Origin of the sequence: Bradyrhizobium sp. CCBAU 45394 (genome assembly GCF_028128655.1) — a bacterium.
GTDB lineage: Bacteria > Pseudomonadota > Alphaproteobacteria > Rhizobiales > Xanthobacteraceae > Bradyrhizobium > Bradyrhizobium diazoefficiens.
On record NZ_LBIX01000109.1, the window covers coordinates 1 to 6,019 of the forward strand.

Annotated in this window: 7 protein-coding genes and 2 pseudogenes; 2 read left to right on the forward strand and 7 right to left on the reverse strand. The window is 56.9% G+C overall.

All coding sequences use genetic code 11. From position 1 onward, the window contains the following. Positions 1–46: 46 nt before the first annotated feature. The 4 genes and pseudogenes from WN73_RS12280 to WN73_RS12295 all read right to left on the reverse strand — a co-directional run. A pseudogene (locus tag WN73_RS12280) lies at positions 47–550 on the reverse strand (IS66 family transposase zinc-finger binding domain-containing protein); the annotation flags it as partial. A 55-nt stretch (positions 551–605) separates the two neighbouring features. Next, positions 606–974, reverse strand: a complete 369-nt coding sequence (gene tnpB, locus WN73_RS12285; protein ID WP_271552962.1) for an IS66 family insertion sequence element accessory protein TnpB — start codon at positions 972–974, stop codon at positions 606–608. Next, the gene (locus tag WN73_RS12290; protein ID WP_271552964.1) at positions 971–1,393 is read right to left on the reverse strand and encodes a transposase; all 423 of its coding nucleotides are present in this window, start codon (positions 1,391–1,393) and stop codon (positions 971–973) included. Before WN73_RS12290 ends, tnpB begins: the two co-directional genes overlap by 4 nt. A 124-nt stretch (positions 1,394–1,517) precedes the next feature. Beyond that, a complete protein-coding gene (locus WN73_RS12295; RefSeq protein WP_271552966.1) occupies positions 1,518–1,736 on the reverse strand; it encodes a hypothetical protein in 219 nt (72 codons plus the stop codon). Here WN73_RS12295 and WN73_RS44365 point away from each other — a divergent pair. Next, positions 1,671–1,838, forward strand: coding sequence for a hypothetical protein (locus tag WN73_RS44365; protein WP_333937962.1), 168 nt, complete (start codon positions 1,671–1,673; stop codon positions 1,836–1,838). The two genes, WN73_RS12295 and WN73_RS44365, sit on opposite strands and share 66 nt — an antisense overlap. On the opposite strand, the gene WN73_RS12300 is transcribed toward WN73_RS44365, so the two are convergent. Then, positions 1,761–2,804, reverse strand: coding sequence for a RimK family alpha-L-glutamate ligase (locus WN73_RS12300; protein ID WP_271552968.1), 1,044 nt, complete (start codon positions 2,802–2,804; stop codon positions 1,761–1,763). The genes WN73_RS44365 and WN73_RS12300 overlap by 78 nt on opposite strands. 909 nt (positions 2,805–3,713) lie before the next feature. Here WN73_RS12300 and WN73_RS12305 point away from each other — a divergent pair. Then, positions 3,714–4,754, forward strand: a complete 1,041-nt coding sequence (locus tag WN73_RS12305; RefSeq protein WP_271552969.1) for an ornithine cyclodeaminase family protein — start codon at positions 3,714–3,716, stop codon at positions 4,752–4,754. Between the two features lie 557 nt (positions 4,755–5,311). Here the strand turns inward: WN73_RS12305 and WN73_RS12310 are convergent. Continuing rightward, on the reverse strand, positions 5,312–5,629 hold the full coding sequence (locus tag WN73_RS12310) for an aminotransferase class III-fold pyridoxal phosphate-dependent enzyme (RefSeq protein ID WP_271552970.1): 318 nt from the start codon (positions 5,627–5,629) through the stop codon (positions 5,312–5,314). Between the two features lie 10 nt (positions 5,630–5,639). Continuing rightward, positions 5,640–5,939 (reverse strand): annotated as a pseudogene (locus tag WN73_RS12315) (integrase core domain-containing protein); the annotation flags it as partial. Between the last annotated feature and the right edge of the window lie 80 nt (positions 5,940–6,019).

Here is a 6,019-nt window from a genome sequence, read left to right on the forward strand (position 1 = left end):
TTGTCGGACACCTGCCGCGACAAAGCCCTCACTGTCAGCTCAAGTCCCTTCTTTTACAGCAGATGTATTTCGGGCGGCGTGTGACCAGCACGCGCCATTGTGCCGGGATCACGTCAAGGCGCTTGCTGACGTCCTCGCCGATCTTCGTCATGGCGCCGCAACCGCACGGACCGAGCGTGCTCGCAGGCTCGATGATCCGTTCCACCCGCGGCAAATGGCCAGGCAAGCAGCCGCGATTGTGATGAGAACCTTGATCCGGCACGTTCCGCGATCGGCCCTTGATCACAGCCTCGGCTCTCTCCTGCGCCGGGTCCAGGATGCCTTGCGCAATCTCCACGTCTTCCAACGGTAATTGATACTGATCTGGCCGCAGCTTCTCGGACTTCGAACCGAACTTTTCGCGTCGCAATTCGCCGAGGATGACCTCCAGCCGACGCCGGGCCTCCTCTGACGCCGCCAGTGCCCCCTGATGCTCGCTCAAGGCCGCCTGCGTTTGCGCCAAAAGCGTCTTCAGGCGTTCGTTTTCGTCGCGCAGCGCCGCGATGCTCACGCGCTATTTCGAGCATATCGCCGCCGCGCGTGCCACGTTCAAAATAGCTTCCGAGTCATTCTGCCGCAGTTATCCCGCCGCCTGCGGCCGCCGTGCTTCTTCCGGACGGACCAACCTCCAATCCAGCCCCTCGAACAAGGCCGCGAACATCGCCGGCGACATCCGGCATCACGCCGTCCGCGATCGTTGGCCAAACGAACTTGCAACCTTCGAGGCGTTTGTGCACCAACACCAGGCCCGTTCGATCCCAGACCAAAATCTTGATCCGGTCAGCTCGTTTCGATCGGAACACGAAGGCCGCGCCGCTGAACGGGTCGAGACGAAGCATGTCCTGCACCTTCGCCGCAAGCCCATCGTGGCCACAGCGGAAGTCGATCGGCCGCGTCGCGATGTAAATCTTCAGATCGGCACCGGCCGCGATCATCGTGACGCTCGCACTGCGCGGATCACTCGGGACAGCTGCTCGGCATGAATGGCCACATCCGTCCGCAGCACGACATCGCCGATCGCGATCTCAAGCTTGATCGCGGGAACCTGACGCTCCTCCAACGCACCTTCCACGACCAGCGGCGCGAATGTCGGCTGCGACGCCTCGCACGGCGACAACATGCCTCGCTGGCGAAACCGCCGTCGCCAATCGTAGATCTGCCAGCGCGTCGCTCCGTGCTTGCGCGCCACCTCGGACACCTGGGCACCGGGCAACAGACTCTCGGCGACGATCCGAGCTCTCTCAGCTTCCGAACGTACGCGGCGCCTCGATGGTCCTTCAAGAACCTCCAGCCGGTTCACCGACCCCGTCGTTGAGCCGTCGAAATGGACGTCCTTTTTGCTGTCCAATCCCATCCCATACCTCCGTCCAAGCCGGAGGCTTCTTTCGCACAGTTATACCGATCCCGAAGCAAGGGTTCCGGCTAAGCGCTTACGACTTATCCCCCTGCGACATCGAACGGATCGACGAGAACCGCTTTCAGCACTCGGTGGCGTTGTTCAGCTTCTCTTCGCAGGAAGTCGTGCTGACCGTCGAGCGGACCGTCCCGACACTCGAAAGCCGGAAGACTGACAAGGAAAGGACCTCCTGTATCGCGGCATCTCCGCGCGCAACTTCAAGCGACAGTTCACGCTGGCTGACCACGTCGAGGTCAAGGGCTCCCGCTTCGAGAACGGCCTGCTGGTTACCGACCTGCACGCTCGCGACGAGGACACGATCCGATCATGTCTCACCACTCCCCACAAAACGGGAGATCATGAGCTCCGCGACCCGATCGGAGCGATCCATTCCGGAAGCTAGCTTTGCATCGTATATCCCCCCGGGATTTGTAAGATTAAGGTCTATGATATAGGGATACGCCATATCTATTCCTACGAAATTGATCCCATGCTTCATCAACTTCCGACCGATCAACTCGGCGAGCTCGATTTCGGCGGAATTCAAGTCGACCGGAATCGGCCTCGCTCCTTGAGCGATATTAGACCTGTGATCGTCTGCAGACTTCTCCCGACCGTGCCAGGCGACCGCCTCGCCGCACGCAACAATTATCCGCTTTTCGCCCTTCCCTACCTCGGGGATAAACTGCTGAAGAACCGCGTATTGGGCTTTAAGGCCGCCTGGTCCGTACCCGGCGCGCCTTTGCGTGATCAGGGATTCGCGTTCGGTGAGACCGCCGAATTCGCTCTGTGCATCAGCATTTCCGGTAAGGCATTGGAGGATCGCTCGGACATTTGGACCGTTTGGAGGAAGCAAGAAGACATTTTGTCCACAATAGGCGCCTGGCGGTTTCGCTACCCACCAAAGATGTGAGCTCTGACGGTAACACTCCCAAAGAAGCGAGAACTCATTCGATGTATATGCAAACGCCCTGTTCTCTTTTGGAACAACGTGGCCCAACGAATGTTTTGTCTCCAAAAACATCGTGCCTTCAATGCTGTTAACGAACGCGGTATCTTGGGAGGCTAGCCAAAGCAATTGCCAGACATCGTGGGCGATGCTAGGCGGGGCCCCACAATTTACCCAGACAATCTGGCACTCGTCAAAAAAATACACACCCTGAATCCCCTGCGCTGCCGCGCCAAGACCATACGGCTCGCCGCTCGCTTGCACGAGAACTCCCCGGGTGAAAAAGCGGTAATCATCAGCTCCAATGGCCGTGATCTCGCCGAACACAACTTCCCAGCCGGAACGACGAAACGCGTTACTGATAGGTACATCGTTTTCGCCTAAGCAGTCAGGGCGATTTGTGAGTATGAGTAGTCTCATCACGTTCTCCTTAGCGTGTCGAACAACAGAACTTGAAATCGCAACAATCCCGACTGTCGAAAGCTCCAACGTAACTGTCTGTTGTGGCAGTAGGATGTGTGACCAGGTTCGACTAACGCTTGGTGCCATTCACGGTTCGTGCGTGCCTTCTCGGCAGGGTCATTTCGATTTGTGCCCGCAACACTGTTCTTGCCAAAAGCAACTACCATGCCAGCCCGTCGCGCTCCAAGCCGTCGATCAGATTTCGACTTCGCACCTTCGTGGACACCAACATTCTGGCATGAAACTAACATTCTAAGTTTCATGGTCGGAATTCATACATCGCTCAAACGCGCGATGCGGTGAACCGGTCATTTGCAATCCTTTTCCGACTCGTTTGCCAAGGCAAATCCAATTGCTTTCCGGAATCGCAAGTTTCGGAAACGACGATAGTCCGAAGAGCTGCCGCTTAGGTGGTTTTTTCCGCGGCGATACCTTCCAGAGAGCGCTGTGCACACATGTACGCACGGCGAAGGTGACGTCGATACCCTTGGGCTACTCTCGAGCTATATCAAAATCGTACAGAGAGCCGATACCAACACACGATCTCCTAGAGCAGCTGGTCGGTTGCCGCGACTCATTAAGCCCAAACATCAGTAGCCTCCACGAACAGAACCTCCCGATCTGATCGCGACGAGACGTCGCGTCAATAACACGCATCACGAATAACGTTCAGGCAATCAACCTATTGCCATCCCGCTCAGCCACTCGTTCGACACCCAGAGCTGCTGTCAGCCTGTCTGACGATGACCAGTGTCTGCCAACATATGCGCGACCGGCGGCGACGCACCTCGAAGCATTACTTAGTAGATTGCTGAAGAGGGACCCTTGTGGCATGGCCATTGCTTCAAAATACCACGACGTTGACCGATGCAGTACTCACCTTCCACCGGCCGCAACGTGGTGACGGCGTCCAGCCTGGAATTCAGCAAAGGACTAATAATGCCCTCCGAACTCCTTTACCTCTCGAATGCCGACATCCAACGATTACACATCACGCCTCGCGAGGCGCGCCAAGCCGTTCTCGAGGCGTTTCGCGACAATGCAGCGGGTCGCAACATTGGCCTCCCGAAATCGGCCATCAGTATCGGTCCGGGCTCCTGGTTCATCGCTATGAACGCGGCATCCGAGGCCAACGGCGTCGCGGCAGTGAAGATGGTGGCGGTCGCTCCAGAACAAGAGAATCGCACAACATCGAGAGTTAATGGCTTGGTCTCTGTGAGCGATTACAAAACTGGCGTCCCCATAGCAGTTTTGGATGGTAATTCCATCACGCTTATACGGACTGCGGCGATGTCGTCCGTGGCGGCCACGTATCTCGCGCCTGAGGCGCCCCTAACGATTGGCTTGGTCGGTTGCGGCTTGCAGGCACTCAGCCATCTTGATGCCTTTGTCGACTTGTTCCCATCGATATGCAAAATATTTCTGTTAAGCCGAAGCGTCTCCTCCGCTGAGAGACTCGCGGCGGCCGTGTCTGAAAAGCGGCTGGAGCCAATTATATCAAAGGATCCTAATGCTCTCTTGAGTCAAAGCGAAATTGCGATTTCCATGGTCCCGAGTTCGCCAGGATTGAAGCCGTTTCTGGACGCTCGACTGATGCCGTCTTCGTCATTCGCCGCTGCTGTGGACGGAGCCAGGAGCTGGTTACCGGAAGCTCTCTCTGCTTTCGACAGGCTCGTCACGGATAGTTTGGAGCAATCCAAATCGCCGGTTGACGCATCAGGAGAGTACGTCAAATTCGCAAAATTCCAAGATGACCTTGTGCATCTTGCATCTGGTTCATCGCGTCCTGATACACCAACCAGAGCTTTGTTCGCTTTCCAAGGCTTCGTAACCGCGGATCTGGCGTTGGCCGAATTGGCGATCCAAAAGGCGCGTGTGTTGGGAATCGGAACTATTCTACCGCGGTAGGGATGAAGGTAATGAAAAGGACCGCCCCTTAGAAAGAGAACGCGGATTCTTTGCTCGGTGGATGAGGCTGCGGAGCCTGTCGGCGAGGCCAGGGAGCATCGTTCCGTGGCGACCTTTGCGATGGCAAAAGGCTGCTGCGATGACAAGAGGTGGGGCGGTGCAGAGATCGGTCCTGCGAGGCGCGGAAACGGCTTGAAAATCATGGCGATTGAGGATCTCCACGGTTTGCCGCTTTCATGAGCACGCATGCCGCGAACCATCACGAAGTGCGCTTGGTACAGCTCTGCTTCGATTTCTACATGATCGAGGCCAAGCAGCCAGGGAACCTGATAGGCGACCGCCCTATGACCGTGGGAAGCGGTTGTCAAGTGGACTGCAGCCCGCTGCATAACTTAGCTCCGGGCAATTTCCCAAGCAACTCGTTAAGAGCGAGACATCTCGTTAGTGAGACAGACCTCAACTCGCTGAATCTCGCAGTGTTTCGGCTAAGGCTTCGTCGAACAGCTCAAGGCCCTCATGTAGCGTCTCGCGCTCGATCGTAAGTGCAGGCAAGAACTTTACGACTTGATCAAGGGGCCCGCATCGTTCGATAACGGGCCCTTCTCGAATGCCTTGCGCACCGCCCCGGATGCGATTTCAGGCATTTTGCAATCAAACCCCAACGCCATGCCGCGGCCACGAACAGCGAAATTGTTTCCGTGCTTCGATGCCATGGCCTCAAGTCGGCATCGCATACAGTCTACTACTCGGTGAACGTGCTCCGACAATGTTTCGCTGCGCCAGTAAGTGTTTATAGCTGCGGTTGCAGATATGAGAGCCAGATTGTTCCCTCGAAAGGTGCCAGTGTGAACCGTCCCGGGTTTGCCGGAGGCCATTTGGTTTAAGTTAAGCTGCCATGGCCGGTTGTTCCAGCATGGCGTAGTAGCGTTGCTCGGCTTCGGCCGGCGGGATGTTTCCGATGGGCTCCAGGAGCCGTCGGTTGTCGAACCAGTCGACCCATTCGAGAGTGGCGAACTCGACGGCCTCGGAGTTGCGCCATGGCCCGCGCCGATATCACCTCGGCCTTGTAGAGACCGTTGATGGTTTCGGCGAGAGCGTTGTCATAGGAATCTCCGACACTGCCGACAGAAGGTGCTCGACGCCGGCCTCAGCCAGGCGCTCGGTGTACTTAATGGATACGTATTGGGCGGATTCAAATGGTCGTCGCAACACCGTTTTCACTCATGACAGCAATTCGTCAAGCGCCTCCGCCGGGGTTTTCCAGC

What these genes read in the sequence shown, in the direction of transcription:
- tnpB (WP_271552962.1), bottom strand. Translation starts at nt 974, where the DNA reads ATGATCGCGGCCGGTGCCGATCTGAAGATTTACATCGCGACGCGGCCG.
- WN73_RS12290 (WP_271552964.1), bottom strand. Translation starts at nt 1,393, where the DNA reads ATGGGATTGGACAGCAAAAAGGACGTCCATTTCGACGGCTCAACGACG.
- WN73_RS12300 (WP_271552968.1), bottom strand. Translation starts at nt 2,804, where the DNA reads ATGAGACTACTCATACTCACAAATCGCCCTGACTGCTTAGGCGAAAAC.
- WN73_RS12305 (WP_271552969.1), top strand. Translation starts at nt 3,714, where the DNA reads ATGCAGTACTCACCTTCCACCGGCCGCAACGTGGTGACGGCGTCCAGC.
- WN73_RS12310 (WP_271552970.1), bottom strand. Translation starts at nt 5,629, where the DNA reads ATGGCCTCCGGCAAACCCGGGACGGTTCACACTGGCACCTTTCGAGGG.